Annotated in this window: 25 protein-coding genes; 24 read left to right on the forward strand and 1 reads right to left on the reverse strand. The window is 71.5% G+C overall.

The annotated features are described in order from the left end of the window. Positions 1 to 26: 26 nt before the first annotated feature. From ACFXKG_RS30745 to ACFXKG_RS30830, 18 genes are all read left to right on the forward strand, one after another. Positions 27 to 605: a hypothetical protein gene (locus ACFXKG_RS30745; protein ID WP_384846005.1), complete on the forward strand. Its 579-nt coding sequence runs from the start codon at positions 27 to 29 to the stop codon at positions 603 to 605. 116 nt (positions 606 to 721) lie between these two features. Next, on the forward strand, positions 722 to 922 hold the full coding sequence (locus ACFXKG_RS30750; RefSeq protein ID WP_384846007.1) for a hypothetical protein: 201 nt from the start codon (positions 722 to 724) through the stop codon (positions 920 to 922). A gap of 139 nt (positions 923 to 1061) precedes the next feature. Continuing rightward, complete coding sequence (locus ACFXKG_RS30755; protein WP_384846009.1) at positions 1062 to 1769, forward strand: hypothetical protein; 708 nt, start codon at positions 1062 to 1064, stop codon at positions 1767 to 1769. Between the two features lie 119 nt (positions 1770 to 1888). Next, positions 1889 to 2080, forward strand: a complete 192-nt coding sequence (locus ACFXKG_RS30760) for a hypothetical protein (protein WP_384846011.1) — start codon at positions 1889 to 1891, stop codon at positions 2078 to 2080. 206 nt (positions 2081 to 2286) lie between these two features. Then, positions 2287 to 2745 carry an RRQRL motif-containing zinc-binding protein gene (locus ACFXKG_RS30765; protein ID WP_384846013.1) on the forward strand — a complete coding sequence of 153 codons (459 nt, stop codon included), beginning with the start codon at positions 2287 to 2289 and terminating at the stop codon, positions 2743 to 2745. A 237-nt stretch (positions 2746 to 2982) separates the two neighbouring features. Continuing rightward, positions 2983 to 3561 carry a hypothetical protein gene (locus ACFXKG_RS30770; protein ID WP_384846015.1) on the forward strand — a complete coding sequence of 193 codons (579 nt, stop codon included), beginning with the start codon at positions 2983 to 2985 and terminating at the stop codon, positions 3559 to 3561. Between the two features lie 84 nt (positions 3562 to 3645). After that, the gene (locus tag ACFXKG_RS30775) at positions 3646 to 4053 is read left to right on the forward strand and encodes a hypothetical protein (protein ID WP_384846017.1); all 408 of its coding nucleotides are present in this window, start codon (positions 3646 to 3648) and stop codon (positions 4051 to 4053) included. 97 nt (positions 4054 to 4150) lie between these two features. Further along, on the forward strand, positions 4151 to 4804 hold the full coding sequence (locus ACFXKG_RS30780) for a hypothetical protein (protein WP_384846019.1): 654 nt from the start codon (positions 4151 to 4153) through the stop codon (positions 4802 to 4804). Between the two features lie 162 nt (positions 4805 to 4966). After that, positions 4967 to 5575, forward strand: coding sequence for a hypothetical protein (locus ACFXKG_RS30785; protein WP_384846021.1), 609 nt, complete (start codon positions 4967 to 4969; stop codon positions 5573 to 5575). After that, complete coding sequence (locus ACFXKG_RS30790) at positions 5572 to 5922, forward strand: hypothetical protein (protein WP_384846023.1); 351 nt, start codon at positions 5572 to 5574, stop codon at positions 5920 to 5922. The genes ACFXKG_RS30785 and ACFXKG_RS30790 overlap by 4 nt, the downstream gene beginning before the upstream one ends. After that, the gene (locus ACFXKG_RS30795; RefSeq protein WP_384846025.1) at positions 5919 to 6440 is read left to right on the forward strand and encodes an AAA family ATPase; all 522 of its coding nucleotides are present in this window, start codon (positions 5919 to 5921) and stop codon (positions 6438 to 6440) included. Before ACFXKG_RS30790 ends, ACFXKG_RS30795 begins: the two co-directional genes overlap by 4 nt. Positions 6441 to 6492: 52 nt before the next feature. Beyond that, on the forward strand, positions 6493 to 7281 hold the full coding sequence (locus tag ACFXKG_RS30800; protein WP_384846027.1) for a hypothetical protein: 789 nt from the start codon (positions 6493 to 6495) through the stop codon (positions 7279 to 7281). Positions 7282 to 7351: 70 nt separating this feature from the next. Next, positions 7352 to 7768, forward strand: a complete 417-nt coding sequence (locus tag ACFXKG_RS30805; protein ID WP_384846029.1) for an NUDIX domain-containing protein — start codon at positions 7352 to 7354, stop codon at positions 7766 to 7768. A 195-nt stretch (positions 7769 to 7963) separates the two neighbouring features. Then, positions 7964 to 8644: a GGDEF domain-containing protein gene (locus ACFXKG_RS30810; RefSeq protein WP_384846031.1), complete on the forward strand. Its 681-nt coding sequence runs from the start codon at positions 7964 to 7966 to the stop codon at positions 8642 to 8644. Continuing rightward, positions 8641 to 8976: a hypothetical protein gene (locus tag ACFXKG_RS30815; RefSeq protein WP_384846033.1), complete on the forward strand. Its 336-nt coding sequence runs from the start codon at positions 8641 to 8643 to the stop codon at positions 8974 to 8976. Before ACFXKG_RS30810 ends, ACFXKG_RS30815 begins: the two co-directional genes overlap by 4 nt. Further along, positions 8973 to 9536 (forward strand): WhiB family transcriptional regulator, encoded by a 564-nt coding sequence (locus tag ACFXKG_RS30820; RefSeq protein WP_384846035.1) that lies wholly within the window; start codon positions 8973 to 8975, stop codon positions 9534 to 9536. Before ACFXKG_RS30815 ends, ACFXKG_RS30820 begins: the two co-directional genes overlap by 4 nt. Continuing rightward, entirely contained in the window at positions 9536 to 10372 is an 837-nt protein-coding gene (locus tag ACFXKG_RS30825; RefSeq protein WP_384846124.1) for a histone-like nucleoid-structuring protein Lsr2, read from the forward strand. The genes ACFXKG_RS30820 and ACFXKG_RS30825 overlap by 1 nt, the downstream gene beginning before the upstream one ends. A gap of 2 nt (positions 10373 to 10374) precedes the next feature. Beyond that, positions 10375 to 10860 carry a hypothetical protein gene (locus ACFXKG_RS30830; RefSeq protein WP_384846037.1) on the forward strand — a complete coding sequence of 162 codons (486 nt, stop codon included), beginning with the start codon at positions 10375 to 10377 and terminating at the stop codon, positions 10858 to 10860. A gap of 332 nt (positions 10861 to 11192) precedes the next feature. Here the strand turns inward: ACFXKG_RS30830 and ACFXKG_RS30835 are convergent, their stop codons facing one another. Next, complete coding sequence (locus tag ACFXKG_RS30835) at positions 11193 to 12050, reverse strand: nucleotidyltransferase domain-containing protein (protein ID WP_384846039.1); 858 nt, start codon at positions 12048 to 12050, stop codon at positions 11193 to 11195. Between the two features lie 42 nt (positions 12051 to 12092). Between ACFXKG_RS30835 and ACFXKG_RS30840 the strand changes: the two genes are divergently transcribed. The 6 genes from ACFXKG_RS30840 to ACFXKG_RS30865 all read left to right on the forward strand — a co-directional run bounded on the left by ACFXKG_RS30840 (position 12093) and on the right by ACFXKG_RS30865 (position 16636). Then, entirely contained in the window at positions 12093 to 12713 is a 621-nt protein-coding gene (locus ACFXKG_RS30840; protein ID WP_384846041.1) for a hypothetical protein, read from the forward strand. 82 nt (positions 12714 to 12795) lie between these two features. Beyond that, a complete protein-coding gene (locus ACFXKG_RS30845) occupies positions 12796 to 13137 on the forward strand; it encodes a hypothetical protein (RefSeq protein WP_384846043.1) in 342 nt (113 codons plus the stop codon). A gap of 113 nt (positions 13138 to 13250) precedes the next feature. Next, positions 13251 to 13829: a hypothetical protein gene (locus tag ACFXKG_RS30850; RefSeq protein ID WP_384846045.1), complete on the forward strand. Its 579-nt coding sequence runs from the start codon at positions 13251 to 13253 to the stop codon at positions 13827 to 13829. Between the two features lie 2 nt (positions 13830 to 13831). Continuing rightward, entirely contained in the window at positions 13832 to 14680 is an 849-nt protein-coding gene (locus tag ACFXKG_RS30855) for a hypothetical protein (protein WP_384846047.1), read from the forward strand. Beyond that, the gene (locus ACFXKG_RS30860; RefSeq protein WP_384846049.1) at positions 14680 to 15627 is read left to right on the forward strand and encodes a phosphotransferase; all 948 of its coding nucleotides are present in this window, start codon (positions 14680 to 14682) and stop codon (positions 15625 to 15627) included. The genes ACFXKG_RS30855 and ACFXKG_RS30860 overlap by 1 nt, the downstream gene beginning before the upstream one ends. Then, the gene (locus tag ACFXKG_RS30865; protein WP_384846051.1) at positions 15542 to 16636 is read left to right on the forward strand and encodes a hypothetical protein; all 1095 of its coding nucleotides are present in this window, start codon (positions 15542 to 15544) and stop codon (positions 16634 to 16636) included. Before ACFXKG_RS30860 ends, ACFXKG_RS30865 begins: the two co-directional genes overlap by 86 nt. The last annotated feature ends 14 nt before the right edge of the window (positions 16637 to 16650 follow it).

The following is a 16650-nucleotide window of genomic DNA, read 5'->3' on the forward strand; positions in this document are numbered from 1 at the left end:
GGTGCCCGACTCGCTTGGAGCCTGCGATGAACACCGAGCACACCCCGGTCGGCCAGGAAGTCGGCCCCCGCCCCCTCGCCATCCGCCAGCCCACCCCCCAGCACTACCCCGCACCGCTCGAGACACAGGCCCTGACGCTCTACCAGGTGCCCGTCCCGGGCGCCGTCGAGGTCCAGCTCCCTGACGGCCGCACCGCATGGGCCCGCCCCGTGGACACGCACCTGGACCCGCTCCCCACCGACGCCACCGCCCGCCGCGAACCGATGCCGGGCTGGGCCAAGGCCGTCGGCCTGGTCGCCGGAAGCATCACCGCGGCCGCACTCGGAGGCGCACTCGCCCTGCGTATCGCCGCACCCGCCCTGGGAGGGCTCGTGGACCTGCTCGACATCCTCTGGAAAGTCGCCCTGACCCTCGCGGTCATCCTCCTCGGAGCGTTCACCGTCGCCCGCTCCCTGCTCGCCAAAGCCGCCGCCCACAGCGACACCACACCGACCAAGCCCCCGGTCGTCTTCGCCCCGCAAATCAACACCGCAGGCACCCGCCTGATAGGGCGGGGCGGCGACGTGAACATCCAGTGGGGCGACAACAACCGCAACAAGCAGTAACCCGTGCTCTGTCCCGCCTGCCTGCCTGGTCCCCGGCCCCGCCACCGGCGGCCCCGGAGACCGGCCAGGCCGACCGGCCACCAGCACCTCCCGCCCCGCCCGTCCAAGGAGCACACGTGTTCACCAAGAAGCCCCAGCCCGGCCCCGTCTTCACCCTCCAGCCCGCACCCGAGCCCACCTGGTGGCAGCTCCACCGCCACCAGGTCCTCTCCGCCACCGCGCTCATCAGCGGCTTCTACCTCGGCACCCAGGCCACCGACACCCCCGCCGACGCCCAGCCCGCCCCCGTCGCCCCCGCCGCCCGCACCACCCCCTGACCGGCCCGCCCGGCCTTGTACGGCCCCGCCGCTACAGGCATTCCCGCCGACAACCATGACGGCCAGCCCCGGCCAGGCACACACCCACCGGCCCCGCGCCGGTCCCCTCCCCTTGACTCCACCGAGAGGCCCAGGACGCATGAACACCACCCCCTTCCCCCACTCCCGCGACCAGCAGCATCACGCCCCCGAACCCGGCCCTCCAGCCGCACCCGCCACCTGGTGGCGCGGCGGCCACGGCTGGCTCGACACCCGCCTGCACGAGATCCGCACAGCCCCCCAGCACGGATGGAAGCTGATGGCGACCTGGATCAGGACCACCATCACCGTCACCGGCCTCCTGGCCGTACTCCTCGCACTGCGCTGGATCGGCGACACCCTGCTCGACTGGGCACACGCCCTGCCCTGGCCCATGCCCACCGACCCCACCGGACTGCTCACCACGATCGACCAGCCCGTCCACACCTACCTCGCGAGCCGTACGGCGACGCTTCCGGTGACCGCGACCACCGCGTACGCGGCCTGGCAGGCCGTCGGCGCGAGCGCGTTCGTCCTGGGCTTCCTGCGCTCCACCGGCGCCCGCCTCACCTGGACCGCGTGGGGCGCGGCCACCGTGGCCATGGTGTGGCACGGCACCCCCGAGCCCGGCCGCCAAGTCGCCGCGGGCATCGCCGTCCTCGCCTGGACGACCGCCAGCGCCCTCGCCCTGCGAGGACTGAACCTGCGCCCGCGCGTGTTCGCAGACATCCACGTCCCCGCCCCGCAGGTCACCGTCCAGCCCCACATCCACGTCCCCGCCCAACCCGACGGCGGAGCTCCAGACAACGTCCGCCAGCTCAACCGCTGATCCGGTCGCTCCGCCTGGCCACCGGCACCGCCGCCCGCACCCGGGCGACCGGTTCCGGTGACCCGGGCCGGCCGACCGGCCGCCTCGCACACCCGCCCCGACCACAGGAGCAGCCCACCGTGCCCCAGCCCGCCAACCCCCAGCCACTGACCCCCCAGGAGGCGCCCGCGCTCAGCTCGCCGGCCCTCACCGCCACCTGCCCGACGTGCGACTCCGGGCCGGGCGTCCTGTGCACCTCGCACTCCGGCACTCGCTGGCGCCGCGACTCCGTCCACCGCGCCCGCACCGCCGCCCTGCCCGCCTCCGGCTGACGCCCCCGGCCCCCACACGCCACCCGACGCGCCCCGCCGACACCAGCACGACGTCGGCGGGGCGTGCCGCTGCTCACTGATCGCTGGAGGAGACCACTCGTGCTCATCCCCCGCCCGCGCCGCCGCCCCGGACGCCCCCGCCCACGCCGCCCCGGCCCCCGCTACCCCCACCGCCCTCACCGCCTCCCCGGCGCCTGGAGCAGGTAATGCCACGCCCCCGGAAGAGGCGCCGCCGCGAGGTGAAGCGGATTTCGCGCAGCGACGCGCGTCTGCCCGAGTACGACCGCGGCCAGGTCCCCGAAGGACTCGTCACCAGGCGCCAGTTACGGGACCTGGGCCTGAGCCCCGGCGGCAATGTGGGCCCGGTAGCGATTCTGCGCTGCAGGATCTGCGCCAACCGGCCGCAGTGGTCATGCACCCACCCCACCCGCGGTCACCTGCTTCGCATCGACCTGGCCACGCGGAAGCGCATTCCGACGCTCGCTCAGGAGTGGGCCCTGGATCGCGCGATGGCCGCGAGGTCCACCTGCCCGAAGTGCCGACGCAGGTACCACTTCTGTCTTCCCCTGCGCACCCAGGGTTGCTGCGACCCGTGTGACAAGGGCTTCGAGCCCACCCCCGACACCTACACCGAACCCCCGGCCAAGCACCTGCTGGCCGCCTGATCCGACAAGAACAGCTGGCACTGCCACGGCTGCAAGGACACCTCGCAGTTCCCGGAGAAGGGCCGTCTGTTCAACATCCGCGAGAAAGCCAACGCCCACGCGAGCCTCTGCCGCGCCATTCCGCTGACGTGACCGCACTCCGCCCGCGCGCCGCTCTGCTGCTCGCCGTCTCCGTCCCGCTCGCCGCCGCAGCCACCCGGCACGCCCACCGCACCGACACCGACAAGGAGTAGACCCGTGGCCCTCACCCTCTTCACCCGCCGCCCCGCCCCCGCCGAGCCGCCGACCGTCAGGCCCGAGACGTGGCCCGAGATCGGCGAAACCTGGAAGCCCGAGGGCGTCACCATCGCCCAGCGGTACTACAACCAGGCGCACGCGGTCGTCCTCGTCTACACCGCCGACGACGGAAAGACCGGCACCTACTACGCCGTCGCCTGCCTCGGCTGCCACTTCGCCTCCGCGCAGAGCGGGCGGCGCACCTACAACATGCGCTACGGCCTCGAGGACGCCGCGAAGGTGGCCAACGAGCACGCCACGACCTGCCGCGCGCTGCCCCGCGACATCCCCGCCCGCCCGGCCGACGACACCGTACGCGAGCGGCTGCACGCCTGGGTGATCGGCGCTCGCCGCCGCAACGAGGACATCCAGCTGAGGCTCTCCGACCTGGCCCTGATCCGCCTCACCCTCCAGCGCACCAACGACTGGATCGCGGGCGTGCTCCAGCAACTGGCCGTTGACCAGCCGGAGATCCTGCGCACCGATCGCGAGTACGGCGACTACGTCTGCTACTACGCACGCCGCCTCCCGGAGAACTGACCGGCGCTCTCCGCGCGCCCCCGGCCGCCGGCCTTCCCGGCGGCCGGGGCCGCGCGGTGTCCGCCCGGTCACCCGGACCAGGCGATGGGCCCTCCCCCGGAGGTCACCGTGCCCCTCACCCGCCGCTCCCTCATGGATGCCGCCGCCGCACGCTTCGGCTGGCGCCGCGCCTACACCGACACCACCACGGTCGACGCGCTGCTCACCGAGCAGACCGAGACCGTCTACACCGGCGCCGTCGACCACGCGGCCCTGGCCACCGAGAAGAACAGCGATGTCCTCGCCGTGCAGCCCGGCGTCCTGGGCGTCCGCGGCCGTGTCCTCGCCGACGTCCTCTACCTGGAAGGCGTTCTGGCCGGCGCCCGCAACCGGCGCCTGGACCCCGACCTCATCGAGCGCCTGGAGGACGTCGTCGACCACGGCCACGAGCTGACCGTGCTGCTCGCCGACACCGTCCGCACCACCGCCACCGTCCCCACGGCCGGTCGCTGAACGCCCGGGGCGGCCACAGGCATCGAACCCGGCCGCCCCGGAGCACGCACCACCTTCCCCTCCCAGAACACATCCGACAGATGAAGGAGCACCCCCCATGGCCTCAACTCCGCGTGCCCAGCAGATCGCGAACTCGGTGATCGAGGGCGCGAGCGCGACGTCCGCGTTGTTCGGCGGCGCCGTCGGCGCCTACCTCGGCTACCAGACCGGCCCGGCCTCCTGGTCCGGCGAGATCCGGATCCTGCTGGCCGGAGCCGCCGCCGTCGTCGGTGCTGTCGCCATCGACGCTCTCGTCGACCTTGCCATCGCCCCGCTGCGGCGTCGGCTCGCCAACAGCCGCTACCGCACACCGGCCAGGGAACTCCCCGCGCTGCCGGGGTCGCTCGCCGACAGCATCGCCACCGTCGCCGCGGCGGCTGCCGGAGACGCCGCCGACCAGGCCGCGATGGCCGCGCGCATCAAGCTGGACCGCTGCGACGACGGATCGTTCCTCACCGCTGCTGAGCGGTGGACCGGCTACGAGAACGGCGAAGCCAGCCTGTTCCTCGCCCCCGGTGCCCAGCTGCACTTCGCCTTCGCCGACGACCGCCACGGCTATCCGGAGAGGACGTTCACCCTGCTGACTTCCCAGCAGGACGCCCCGGTCGCCATCACAACCCTCGCCCAGCTCCACCAGCACCTCCTCGCCCGCGAGTCCGGCCTGCCGGTCCCCCAGCCGGCCGACAGCAACACAGCGCGCTCCGCGGCCTGACGCACTGCCCGTTCCGCCCCGGCCCCCTGCGGCCGGGGCGGAACGGCGACCCGCTGGCCCACCTGGTCCACGACGACTTCGGACGCCGCTCCCTGGGAGCCGTCCAGATCTGCCTCACCAAATCGCTGCACCCCGGAATCCGAGATGAGGAGCACACCCAGCATGACTGATCGCATCCGCGCCATCGAGGGCCTCGCCCTGGTCGCCACCCTGGTCGCCGTCTTCGACGGGGTCCACCCCCTGGGGGACCAGTTCGTGCAGAACGACCGCGACGCGACGGCCAAGGGGATGCACGGATCCCACCTGGTCTACCGCGCCGACGGCTCCCCGGTGGAGGAGAACCCGTGGCGGCGCGGCAAGGAGGGCCGCACCTGCACCGCCAGTGCCTACGGCCGCCGCTCGGTGAGCCGGCACGTCGCCAGTTACAGCGCCGTGCAGCTCGCTTCCACCCTCGCCGTGACCCGCACCCTGGGCTACCGCGTCCCCGCCACCGCGCTCCTCACCGGCGCAGCGATCAACGCGGTCACCCACGGGATCCTGGACAGGCGCGAACCGCTCCTGTGGCTCGCGGAGAAGGCGGGCAAGACCGGGTACATCAAGCACGCCACCGTCGTCCGCAAGGCCGGCGGCGAGGGTACCGAGCCCGTCCAGGACGTCTCCGGGCCCGGCACGGCGCTGATGGAGCTGGACCAGGCGGCTCACCGTGCGATCGGCGTGGCCGCCGCCGTGGTCACCACCTGGATCACCCTGCGCAAGGGAAACCGCCCGTGACCTCCGCTGCCCGTACGCGGCTGGAGCGTGTACAGGCAACGGTCGGAATCGCATGCCTGGCGCTCCAGCAGATCGAGGACGACCTCACCGCCGACGACGTCGACGGCCGCCATCTCGCCGCGATCCTGCGCGAGCTCCAGGAGGACGCCGATGTCCCCGGCGGCCTCTTCCCCGCGCTCGCACAACTGCTCTCGGCCGCGGCGCGCCGGGCCGAGCAGATCGAACCCGACCGTGACGGTGATGCCTCCTGCCCGCTGCACGAGGCCGCCGCCCTGCTCGCCGACGATGCCGGGCAGCGCCTGACCTGGGCTGCCCGCTCCCTCGACCCGCAAGGAGAACACGCATGATCACACCGGCCTCCACGGAGGAAGCGCTGTCCCTCCCCGCCGGCAGCCTGTGCGCACTGGTCGGCCCCCCGGGCTCCGGCAAGTCGACCTTCGCCGCCGACTATCCCGCCACCTGGCGGGTGTGTCTGGACATCTACCGCGGCCTGGCCACCGACGACGAGGCCGATCAATCGGCCACGCCGGTCGCCGCCGAAATCCAGACCCTGCTCCTCGACGCCCGACTGTCCCGGGGACTGATCACGCTGGTGGATTCCACCAGCGTATTCGCCCACGTCAGGGCCGGTCTTCTCGCCCGTGCCCGCTACTGGCGGCGGCCTACCGTCGCCGTCCTGTTCGACGTTCCGCTCGCCACGGTGGAAGCACGGAACGCCGGCCGCGACCGCGTGGTTCCCCTGCACGTCGTACGCGAACTCCATGAGCTGACGCCGACCCGTGAGCAGCTGCTCGCGGAAGGCTTCGGCACCGTGCACGCCGTCTCCGAACTCGCCACCACCGCCGGTGCGGACGCCCTGCACTGAGCCGCGCGCCGCCCTGTTCATCAGCACGACCCGATCCGACCTGGAGGAAGCTATGGCGCAGCCTGTCGTCCACTACATGGCCACCCGGCCCGACGGCACCGTCCCGCCCACCGACAACTACCTCGCCCGCTACTACAGCGGCCTGGGCGAGACGATCCCGACCGTCAACCTCGCCGACCACATCGGCCAGGTCATCGACCACCCCGCCCCCGGCCAGAAGTGGTACACCGACCAGCCGTTCTCGTACTTCCACATGTACACGCGGCCCGGCGAGATCCTGGAGCGCATCGAGGACGGTTGGCCGATCCGGCTGTTCGTCGTGGAGCCGCTCGGTGAGACCGGCAACTGGGGCGGCGCCCACTACCCGTACTGGCTGATGTCCCAGCAGATCCGTGTCGTCGAGGAGACCGACGCCTGGAAGGCGTTCGGGCACCGCGGCGCGCAGACCCTGGCCGCCATCGCCCAGGTCCCCGACCTCGCCCGGCAGTGGGCCACGGAGTGGGCCGCCGATCCCAAGGACACGCGCCGCACCTACGCCGCGTGGAACGGGCGGGTGGACCGCACCCGTGCGCTGACCGGCTGGGCGTTCTGCCGGGCGCAGTACTCCCGACGGGAGGCCGGCCTCAAGGCGGCCGAGCAGCTCGCCGACACCGCCGCCGCCCAGGCCGCAACCGACGCCGGCGCCGACCCCGAGGCGCTGGCCGCGATCCGGCTGCGGGCCCGTTGCCTGGTCGCCGGTCAGCTCATGTTCGACCGGATCCGCAACGGCGAGTACGAGCAGGAGATCCGTGGCCTGCTCCTCGGCAGCGGACTTGGCACCCCCGCGCCCGCCACGGTCTGACGTCCCGTTCACCACGGCCGCCCCGGCCGGGGCGGCCGCTCCTCCTTGCATCAAGAACAGGAGCCACCTCATGACTACCGGCACCACCGACGAGTCGATCCGCTACACCGCCGACGTCGTCCTGCTTGCCGCCGGGCAGGTCCTGCTGATCCTGCGGGGCTGGGACCCGTACGAGGGCTGCTGGGCTTTGCCCGGCGGTCATGTGGACCGCGGAGAGACCAGCCTGGAGGCTGCGGCTCGGGAGCTGACCGAGGAGACTGGTATCGGCGTCGGCGTCGCGGACCTCCGCCAGGTGGGCGCCTACGACGCTCCTGGCCGTGATCCCCGCGGCCGGTACGTCACCGTCGCCTACACCGCCACTCTGGCCTCGCCCGTCCCGCCGGCGGCAGGAGATGACGCCACCGCCGCCCGCTGGTGGCCCCTGGACGCGCTCCCGGCGCTGGCGTTCGACCACGCGGAGATCCTCGCGGGCGTCACGAGCAGCTGACCCGTCCCACACGGATGCGGCGTTCCTCCGTGCCGCCCCGGCCATCCGGCCGGGGCGGTCGCGGTGTTCCGCCACGACCAGCGAGGCGACAAGGAAAAGGAGCTGAGAAACGCCCCGAGGCAGGCGCACCTGGTGTGGAAACCGTCGCCTGCCTCGGGTCACCCATCCCGTACAAGACGAGAGGGAATCACCAGTATGGCCTCCACCGTGCGCGTACACGCCCCGATCGGGCAACGCGCCCTCATCATCACCACCCTCGCGGTCCCGCTGACCGGCTGGACCGTCCACGCGCTCGCGTTGCACCGCAAGCTCTCCGCCGCCCGCCGCGACCCGCTGACGGGGCTGCTCGGACGCGACGGTTACACCGCCAAAGCCCGGCAGATCACCGCCCGGTACGGCGACCACGCCCTGGTGGTCCTCGTGGACCTGGACCACTTCAAGGAGGTGAATGACGGCCCCGGCGGGCACGCCGCCGGTGACCGCGTCCTGGCCGTCACCGCAACCCGGCTCACTGCGTGGGCGGGCAGCCGCGGCGCGGTCGGCCGGCTCGGAGGAGACGAGTTCGCCGTCGCGGTCCGGATCGGACCCGCCCGCCGTGAACTCCGACTTGCCCAGCTCACGCGTCTGCTTGCGCAGCCGGTAGAGGTCGACGGCGGCGCCCTGGTCGACGTCGCCGCCTCGGTCGGCGCCGCGAGTTCCGACGTCATCGGCAGCCGCGACCTCACGCTGCTCCAGCGGGCTGCCGACGCCGCGATGTACGCGGGCAAGCACACCGGACGCGCCGTCCTCGCCGACCGCTCCCACGCCACCGTGCCGTCCATCAACGGCCGGCGCGCCGGGCGACCGGGCACCAGCGCCCTCGGGGCCGCCGCGTGAGGACGCCGACCCTGTACGCCCCGGACCACATCCGCCGGGCCGCCCTGCGCGACCCGCTCGTGGCCCGCACGGTCCGCGGCCTGGAGCTGCCCACCCGCGCGGTCCTCGGCATCATCCGCATCACCGGCTCCCACACCGACACCGGTGAGCCGTGCAGCCCGTGGGCGCAGCCCGAGCGCGTCCACGTCGACCTGGACGATGTCCACCCACTGGCCCTGCCCGTCCCGTGCGACGGGCAGCTCGGCCCGTGGCGCGTCCCGCTCGCCGTGTTCGAGCAGGTCCTCGTTCAACTCCCCGACCTGGCCAAGCAGCTCACGGAGGTCCCGTCATGAGCGGTTCCCGTACCGGTGTCCCGCAGCCGCCGACGTTCATCGCGGCCGACGACCGGATCCCCTTCCCCCGTACCGAGCGGCCCCTGCGCTGCCGTACGGAACCCGTCCTGTTCTCGATCGAGGACATCCACAACACCGACGAAGACCGGAACGTTCGTGAGAGGGCGCTCGCCACGGTCCGGCGGGCCTGCTCGGGGTGTCCGATCGTGAAGGGCTGTCTGAAGTGGGCGCTCGCCAACCCCGACCTGACGAAGGCCGGGGTATGGGCGGCGACCACCGCTCCCGAACGCAAGGAGCTGCGGCACAAGCTCGCCGAGCGGCTCGGGGACGACTGGGTCGCCGTGGTGGTCGAACAGGACCGCCGCCGACGCGAGCGGCAGCGCACGGCGCACGTCAAGCCGCCGACCGTCCGTGAGCGGGCGCTCGCCCGGCTGGAACTGGAGCTCATTCCCACCCGGCCCGAGCCGTACGAGCCGTGGAAGGAACCGATGACCCCGGCTCGGCAGGCGCAGAACACGGCGGTCCTCAAGGCCGCGCTGTCCACCAAGGCGGTGGCGTGATGTTCAGCGACTGGCAGCAGGCCCTCCAAGCCGAGGCCCTGTCCCTGAACCCCAACCCGGTGGAGCAGCAGGCCGCTGCGGCCCGCACCGTCGCCCGCCACGCGAACGGCAAGGAGGACCTGCTCCTCCTCCTGGACGTGGCCGGCCTGCCCACCGACGACGACACCCTCACCACCCTGCTCCCCCTTCTCCCAGGAACCGGAGACCTGCCCACCATGACGAACACCCCCGCCCCGGCCCCGTCCGCGCACGAGGCCGTGGCCCTTTCGATGTACCACAACGGCGACAGCGAGCAGACAATCCTCGAGGCCACCGGCCTGAGGGAGAACGAATTCCGCGACCTCATGGCCGACCAGAACCCCGGCCTGCCCCGCACGGCCGTCGACGTCCCGGCCGTCGACGTCCCGGTCATCCCGCTGTTCGTCTCCACCGAGGTGCAGGAACTGCTCACCTGGGCCGCCGCCCACCCCACCACCGCCGTGCGCAGCCGCGCCGCCCGCATCACCACCGACCTTTCCGAACTGTCCGAGCGCCGCGATAGTGAGGCCGCGCAACGCGAGGCCGAACAGCACGTTGCCGACCTCAAGGCCCAACTGGAACAGGCACAGGCGAAGCTGCGCGAGGTGAAGGTCGGCACCCGCACCACGACGGCCGCGACCGCTCCCACCCCGATCCGTACGAGCCTGGGCAGCGGCCGCACCCAGGAAGAGCTCGCCGCGGTCCGGGCATGGGCACGGAAGAACGGCCACCAGGTCGCCGCCACGGGGATGGTGCGCAAGGACGTGCTGAAGGCGTACGACGCCGCGCACCAGGCGCCGGTCCGGAAGGCCGGCTGACCATGGCAGCCGACGTGATAGCCCTGGACGGGTTCCTGGACGAGGAGACCGTGCCCGGCGACCTCCACGGGACGACGGCGAGGTTCCGCCTCACGGTCAGCCCGACGGACGAGCGCACGGACGAAATGATCCTGCCATGCAGCGTCGCTGACGCGGAGCTGGCGCACGCGGTACTGCACGAGCTGGTGCCCGGCGACAAGCTCCGCGTCACCGGCCACCTCCGATTGCCCCGCACGCCGAACGAGCCCATGTGGCTTACCATCACCACGCTCGCCGTGCTGGAGACCGCGCCCGCGCTGTCCGGTCCGGCCACCGTCGCCACAGCGGCCATCGAGCGCTACGGGCCGTACGTCTGCTGGTTCGACACTGAGAACTCCGGTGAGGTGCCGGTGTGGACCGAAGCGGGGGTCTGGGTCGGCACCGCTGGCGACCCGAGCGCTCTGGACGAACTGATCGAGGCGTTCGAGCAGCGCCAGGCCGGCGAGTGACCCGACCGTGCCCATCCGTCCCGAGAACCTGCACCGCTACCCGCGCGACTGGCCCCAGATCAGCGCGCGGATCCGATTCGAGCGGGCAGGCGGCCGCTGCGAGTGGTGTGTTAACTGCACCTTCTTGAGGTCGTTGGGCACTGCGATGTCTGACTGCCCAAGGAGTTCTGTGTGACGTCGCACCTGCGCAACCAGCTGATGGAGGGGCGGGAGGAGACGCAGTGATCCGCAACGAAACCCGGCCCTGCGAAGGGCACAGACCTCGCGGGCGCTGCACCAGCCGGTCGTTCTCGACGGCGGTCGGCTGGTCGACTACGTCACCGAGGCTTCCCTCAGGACGTGAGCTGCCTGCACACCTCGGCAGCCAGCCCGTCAGCGGCATCGAGCACGGTGGACAGAACGGCGGGGGTCATGCCAGGCATGGCGAACAACCCGTGCGCCCGCGCCGCGAAGTCGGCAGGTGCAGCCGGGAGTTGTCCGGCAGCCTGAACAGCTCCCTTTTCGTTCAGCACCCAGCAACCCGCCTGAGCATGCAGGCCCTGCACGAGAAGTCCCACGGCGCGGAAGAGGCAGCCGGCGACATAGAAGGCGTCTCCGCGAGCCGCTCCCTTGCGGGCATTGGCCAGGGTGAAGGGAGCCTCCCACTGCGCGTTGGCGATCAGCGCCTCGCGCAACGGCTCCGGATAACGGCGAGTCTTCTGTTGCAGGGCCCGCAGCTCGCCGCGGGGATCAACGAGAAGGCGTCCAACGGCCACCTCGCCGACATAGGCATGGGAGTACACCCCAAGCGGGTGACCAGCCTGAATGCCTACTTCGAAGTTCCCCGCCTGGCACTCTTCCCAGATCCGGTGAACGCGGTCCAGATCGCGGTAGATCCAATCGACACGGCAGCCGTCAACGGTCAGCCATGCTCCACCGTCCACCCACGGCCCCCAGCCGCCCGGTTCCGTCACTTCGACCGACTCGCCAGTCAGCTCGGACGCGAGGAGACGCAAGGCACCAGTGTCCAGCGGCAGCCGGTAGTACAGACCCAGATCGAAATCGGAGTCAGGTCGGTGGGTTCCCCTCGCTCGGCTGCCGCCCAGACACACGCCAACCACTCCGCCGACGTCGGTCAACCGATTCGCAATCTCCATCAAACGATCCACAGCCCAGAGTCTGCAGAACCAGATCACTCGCCGCGACCACATTTCTCAGCACCCTCCGCCCTCAGGCCCACCCGTCCGGGTGAAGTGCAGAGAAGCACGGGCCACTGCGGCCTGACGCACCCCGGCGGCCGCTGCCCCGCCGTCCACGAGCAAATCCACCCCGACACCGGCTCCGTGGTCGGCCTGACCACAGCCCACCTCAACCACACCCCCGAAGACGTGCGAGAGGCCAACCTGCTCGCCGCCTGCCAGCTCTGCCATCTGCGGATTGATCACGGACACCACCGGGTCACCCACTCACTCACCCTCGCCGCCCACGCGGCCGCCGCCGGACAGCTCGGACTCCTCCCCGAGACCGCACTCACCCGCACTACCCCACCACGCCCCACCCAGCACCACGCCCCCGCGACCCAGCTCCATCAACTGCCTTTCCCCGAACCCGACCAGGAGACAAAGCCCATGGCCCGCATCAGCGTGAAGATCGCCGCCCTCCACCCCGACAAGACCGAGTGCACCCACGCGGTCGCTCCTTCTGGCAAGCCCCGCGACCCCAACTCCGGCTGCGCCGGCCGCCGCAACTACGCGGTGGTGTGCAGCGACTGCGGCCCGGTCGGCGAGCCCCACGGCCTCCGCGTCCTGGCCGAACCGGCACAGCGCGCGCACCGCAATGAGCACCGCAAGACACTCACCACCGCCACCGACTGAGACCCCTGCCCACTCCTGCAGCGCCCGGGGCTGCCATCGACCTCAAGTCCGGCCGCCCCGGCGCCCCACCCGGAAGGACCCCATGCAACAGCCCGCTGCTTCCGAACGTCCCGCAGTCGTCGTCCTGTGCGGCTCCACCACCTACTGGGACGAGCTCGCCGAAGCTGCCGTGTACGAGACCGCAGCCGGCCGTATCGTCCTCGCCCCCTGCTGCAATATGAAGGTCCCCCACCCTCTGTGGAGTGACTCGCAGCAGGCCGACCGGCTCAAGCAAGTCCTGGGCACCCTCCACCTGCGGAAGATCGACATGGCGGACGAGGTCCTGGTCGTCAACCCCGGCGGCTACATCGGCGCCAGCACCGCAGGCGAGATCGACTACGCGCACAGCATCGGCAAGCCCGTCCGGTACACGGAGCAGCCGTGACCGACTCACCGAGGCGCGAAGGAAGCACGCTCGCCCCGGCGTCCCGCTGACCCCCATACGCCCGGCTGCCGGGACCACCACGGTCCCGGCAGCCCCGCCGAATGTGAGGGCTGATGCCCACCACCGTCTTCGACCAGTTCACCCGCCGCGCCGCCGAAGTCACCGCCCAGCTCACCACCCTCGGTATCCCGCTCACCGCACCGACCCCACCGCCCGCCGACCCCAACCCCACAGACCCGTGGGCCAACAGCGACACCGTGCCGGTCGACCGTTCCACCCTCGCCTGGTGCACCGCTGTCCAGATGCTCGCCGACCACCACCACACCGGCATCGACCGCCAGGTCCTCGCTACCGACGCGCTGCTGCGCGAACTCGGAGTTCGCGGCCTCGCCCAGCTCCACTCCGACCTCCACCACGGCGCGCCCATCGACTACCGCTTCACCCCCTGCCCGTACTGCTCCGGCATCGGCGAGGACCCCACCCAGCCGACCTGTGGAGAAGTCGGCTGCGCGCCGTGGCTCGAGTTCGCCGGACACGATCACCTGTGCCCGGTCTGCCGCTACGAGGACTGCCAGCCTCAGTACTTCGCCGAAGAACGGATGAAGGAGCTGGAGGAGCTACTCGCCGAAGGCATCAAGGACAAGACCCCGTCCCGCCCCCGGCTCGCGACGTGGCTGCGCCGCCCGGAGTGAAGATGACTGAACGCCTCCTCCTTCAGGGCGCTCTGGCGGTCACTCCCGCCGCGGTCCGTCTCTGCGCCCGCTGTGGTCACATGACCGGCGCCGTCGCCCACGCCTGCCGCGCCTGCGGGCACCAGGGCTCCCGGGCTCACACTCGGCGGTTACTGGTCTGGGACCGGCCCTCGGACACACCCGTGCTCGCGCGTGAGGACATCCACGCCCACCACGCGCGGCCACCGCACCATCTGCTGACCATCGCCCAGAACGTCCCCCAGCGGCTGATCCTTTCCCGCACCCGCGACCACGGCATCAGCCTCGCGCCGCTCGGGCTCGACGGCCTGGTCCTGGACCCGCGGGCCGGCCTGCACATCGCCGTGCTGGCCGCCGCTGCCCGCCACGGAGCCGACCGGCCGGTGATGACGGTCACCGAGAACGCCGCGGCGAACATCGCCGCCTACGGAACCCTGTTCCGACGACACCACGGAACGCGGTTGCGGTACGCACTGCACGGGCGCATCCCGTACGACGACCCCGCCGGGCTGCACCGGCTGTGCGACGTGCACCGCGTCAGCCCGCCGCTACGAGAGCTGTTCCTCACCTGGTTCCTGCCCTTGTGCTCTCTGCACCTGCGGGCAGGAATCCCCGCGGCACAGCTCCCGGGCCTGCTGAAATTCTGGCGCCGCGCCCACCTGGCCCGCCTGGCCCGGCCGGACACACCCGAGGGTGAGCTCCTCGCCGAACTGCGGCGCCGCGTCGCGGCGGGTGATATGCGCTGGGTCATGGACGTCCGGACCCTGTCCCGGGCCATCCCCGAAGACCCGGTCACCCACGGCTCCCCCAACGAGCCGGAAGGAGCGAGCTGATGAACGAGAACGAGAACGGCTGGCGGTTCGTCAAGAAGCGGACCGCCGCCGACGGCGCGGTCTACGTCTCCGCCGACGGTACGCGCTACCGGCGCACCGGCGGAGCCGACCTCCAGGCGGAGGCCGCGTTCCAGCGCCGGATCACGGACCTGGGCTACCCGGTCCCGCACGTCCTGGAGGAGGGCGTCACCGACGACGGCCACTACTACGTCGTGGAGGAGTCGCTGGGCGACCAGACCCTGCACGAGAGGGCGGTGGCGTCCCTGGACGGCGGCCGCACCCTGCACGACGACGTCGCCGACACCGCCGCGCAGGTCGCCGCCCTGCTGCTGCGCGCCCAGGCCGCCCACGTTGTCGAGCCCGCGCCGGGCTCGCTGCGGCAGTGGCTGGACAGCGCCGGGTTCACCCAGAACGTCTTCCAGGAGAACCCCGACCTGGACAACACCCGCACGCGCGCCGCGCTCGATCACGTGCTGGACCGTCTGGGCACGGTTCCGCTGGTGCGGGGCCATCTCGACTACGGCCTGCCCAACGTCCTGCCGGCCGGGGTCATCGACTGGCAGCACCACGGCCTGGTGCCACTGGGATACGACGTCCTCCCGGCCCTGGAAATCATCGCCTTCAAGGGCGGCACCAAGGGCTACACCGCGAGCCCCGGCCAGCGGCGCCGCTACCTCGCCGCGCTGGACGACGCGAGCCTGCAGGCAACCGGACAGCCGGTCAGCCAGAACCTGGGTGCCTACCTGCTCGTCAAGGCCCTGTTCTTCCTCGCCCTGATGCGGCCCACCGACCCCACCCGCATCGACAAACACCTGAAGTGGCAGTACCGCCGTCATCTCTTCACGAAGGGACTCGAGCAGTATGAGCGCACCGGGACGGTCGATACCGCCCTCTTCCCCCGGCTCGAAGAGTTCACCGCTGGGCACTGCGCTGGCGACCATCCGTGACCGCGACTACCTCCTGGACCGCGCCGGGGTGATCTTCAAAGTCATCGGCGACGTCCACCCCGGCACGCACTTCCTCGGGTACGTCAAGTACTACCCGGACCCCCGCGGCGACCGGACGCTGTTCGGCCGCACCTACCGGCAGAACAGCGTCGTGTCCAAAGCATTCGGGATCCTCGCCGACCGGCCCGAATGCTACGTCTACTCCCCCGCCGTGGGATGCGTCATCACCGGCGTGCCCCGCGAAGACATCGTCACCCACTACTCCTGCCGCCAGACCCTCGCCGCACTCCACCAGACCCCCGGCCTCCTGGCCCAAACGCCGGTCAGCGAGGACCTGCTCGCCGTCATCAACTGGGTCGTCACGGCCGGCGCCGCCGACGTCATCGGCGTGACCGGATCCTTCCTAGTCGGCGCCTTCAACGCCCGCTCCGACATCGATCTGGTCTGCTACGGACCGCGCGGCTACGCGGCGGCGCAAGCACTGTTCGCCGAACGCGCCCTCATCCACCCCTACGAAGGCGAGACCCTCACCCGGCTGTACTTACGGCGCGCCAAGTACATGGTGGGCGGAAGCTTCGACGCGATCATGCGCCAGGAGGCCCGCAAACTGCAGGGCCTGACAGCCCGTGCGGGAGCGCACATCAACTGTGAGCCGCTGAGGACCGACGGCGACAAGACGTTCGCCGGGGTGATCGCCAAAGAAGTAGGGGCGATCTCCGTCCTAGCCCGGATCACGGATCACTCCGAGGGCCTGGTCACGCCGGCCCTCTACGGGATCGAGGTGGACACGGTCACCGAGTCCACGGTCGACGAACCGTCCGTGTTCGCCCGCCGGATCACCCACCTCCGCAGCTACCTCGGTGCATACACCGGAGCGTTCCGCACCGGCGACATCGTCTACCTCTCCGGCCGGCTGGTCCACATCCAAGGCCCCGCACACAGCGGCTTCGGCATCGAGCTCACCCCATGGTCGGCAGCCGAGTCCTTCCTCGCCAACCTGACCCGCTGACCATGTGCACGGCC

Origin of the sequence: Streptomyces sp. NPDC059255 (assembly GCF_042752355.1) — a bacterium.
In the GTDB taxonomy this organism is placed as follows: domain Bacteria; phylum Actinomycetota; class Actinomycetes; order Streptomycetales; family Streptomycetaceae; genus Streptomyces.

Coding starts and splice junctions, on each gene's coding strand:
- ACFXKG_RS30745 (WP_384846005.1), top strand. CDS start 27: ATGAACACCGAGCACACCCCGGTCGGCCAGGAAGTCGGCCCCCGCCCC.
- ACFXKG_RS30755 (WP_384846009.1), top strand. CDS start 1,062: ATGAACACCACCCCCTTCCCCCACTCCCGCGACCAGCAGCATCACGCC.
- ACFXKG_RS30765 (WP_384846013.1), top strand. CDS start 2,287: ATGCCACGCCCCCGGAAGAGGCGCCGCCGCGAGGTGAAGCGGATTTCG.
- ACFXKG_RS30775 (WP_384846017.1), top strand. CDS start 3,646: ATGGGCCCTCCCCCGGAGGTCACCGTGCCCCTCACCCGCCGCTCCCTC.
- ACFXKG_RS30780 (WP_384846019.1), top strand. CDS start 4,151: ATGGCCTCAACTCCGCGTGCCCAGCAGATCGCGAACTCGGTGATCGAG.
- ACFXKG_RS30785 (WP_384846021.1), top strand. CDS start 4,967: ATGACTGATCGCATCCGCGCCATCGAGGGCCTCGCCCTGGTCGCCACC.
- ACFXKG_RS30795 (WP_384846025.1), top strand. CDS start 5,919: ATGATCACACCGGCCTCCACGGAGGAAGCGCTGTCCCTCCCCGCCGGC.
- ACFXKG_RS30800 (WP_384846027.1), top strand. CDS start 6,493: ATGGCGCAGCCTGTCGTCCACTACATGGCCACCCGGCCCGACGGCACC.
- ACFXKG_RS30805 (WP_384846029.1), top strand. CDS start 7,352: ATGACTACCGGCACCACCGACGAGTCGATCCGCTACACCGCCGACGTC.
- ACFXKG_RS30810 (WP_384846031.1), top strand. CDS start 7,964: ATGGCCTCCACCGTGCGCGTACACGCCCCGATCGGGCAACGCGCCCTC.
- ACFXKG_RS30820 (WP_384846035.1), top strand. CDS start 8,973: ATGAGCGGTTCCCGTACCGGTGTCCCGCAGCCGCCGACGTTCATCGCG.
- ACFXKG_RS30825 (WP_384846124.1), top strand. CDS start 9,536: ATGTTCAGCGACTGGCAGCAGGCCCTCCAAGCCGAGGCCCTGTCCCTG.
- ACFXKG_RS30830 (WP_384846037.1), top strand. CDS start 10,375: ATGGCAGCCGACGTGATAGCCCTGGACGGGTTCCTGGACGAGGAGACC.
- ACFXKG_RS30835 (WP_384846039.1), bottom strand. CDS start 12,050: ATGTGGTCGCGGCGAGTGATCTGGTTCTGCAGACTCTGGGCTGTGGAT.
- ACFXKG_RS30845 (WP_384846043.1), top strand. CDS start 12,796: ATGCAACAGCCCGCTGCTTCCGAACGTCCCGCAGTCGTCGTCCTGTGC.
- ACFXKG_RS30850 (WP_384846045.1), top strand. CDS start 13,251: ATGCCCACCACCGTCTTCGACCAGTTCACCCGCCGCGCCGCCGAAGTC.
- ACFXKG_RS30855 (WP_384846047.1), top strand. CDS start 13,832: ATGACTGAACGCCTCCTCCTTCAGGGCGCTCTGGCGGTCACTCCCGCC.
- ACFXKG_RS30860 (WP_384846049.1), top strand. CDS start 14,680: ATGAACGAGAACGAGAACGGCTGGCGGTTCGTCAAGAAGCGGACCGCC.
- ACFXKG_RS30865 (WP_384846051.1), top strand. CDS start 15,542: ATGAGCGCACCGGGACGGTCGATACCGCCCTCTTCCCCCGGCTCGAAG.